2 protein-coding genes are annotated in these 775 nt (G+C 57.8%); one reads left to right on the forward strand and one right to left on the reverse strand.

Features of this window, described 5'->3' with window-relative positions; all coding sequences use genetic code 11:
- Positions 1-470 (reverse strand): alcohol dehydrogenase catalytic domain-containing protein (locus tag ACR0C6_RS21640; protein WP_480621189.1); only part of this gene is annotated, 470 nt, incomplete at its 3' end.
- A 138-nt stretch (positions 471-608) separates the two neighbouring features.
- On the opposite strand from ACR0C6_RS21640, the gene ACR0C6_RS21645 reads away from it, so the two are divergent.
- On the forward strand, positions 609-775 hold a 167-nt coding region (locus ACR0C6_RS21645), incomplete at its 3' end, for an SDR family NAD(P)-dependent oxidoreductase (RefSeq protein WP_480621191.1).

Below are 775 nucleotides of genomic sequence, written 5' to 3' on the forward strand. Positions count from 1 at the left end.
ATCGCAGCTGTCCCAACGCCGCCCGCTGCGCCCAGGACCAAAACAGTTTCGTCTGCCCGCAGGTGCGCCCGGTCTTTCAATGCATGGTATGAGGTGCCGTAGGTAAATATGAAACAAGCGGCATCCTCGAACGGCATCGATTGCGGAAACTTAACCGCTGTCGACGCCTTGATCGTCATATGAGTCGCGAATCCCCCATGGCCGGTCAAGGCAAGAACACGGTCCCCGACCTCAAAACCCGCGACATCCTCACCAATGGCCAGAACTTCGCCCGCAATCTCACCACCGGGTGCAAAGGGTCTGGGGGGCTTGATCTGGTACAGGTCTCGGATCATCAGAGTGTCGGGGTAATTGACCCCTGCGGCCTTAACACCAATCAGCAACTCGCCTTTTCCCGGTTCCGGATCGGGCAGGGTGGTGAGTTCCAAAGTTTCCGGTCCACCCGGGGCGACGCTGAGTAAAGCTTGCATGTTGGCCCTATTGTCCTTGTTATTGATTCAGGAGGAAGTTTGGCGCAGCAGCGGGTGTTGTCAAGAAACCGACGAGGTGCAACCCTCGGTCGATCAGCCGTATGCGATTGCGCCAAATAAATGATCGAGGAGCACACTATGACGCCCGAAACCCTATTTTCCTTGCATGGGAAGACAGCATTTGTGACCGGGGGCGCCACCGGAATTGGGCGCATGGCTGCTGAGGCATTGGTTCGGGCTGGTGCGCGGGTTCTGATTGCGTCGCGCAAGGCTGACGCGTGTGAAGCCGTCGCCGCGGAACTAAA

This window comes from Ruegeria sp. AL12, from assembly GCF_056540885.1.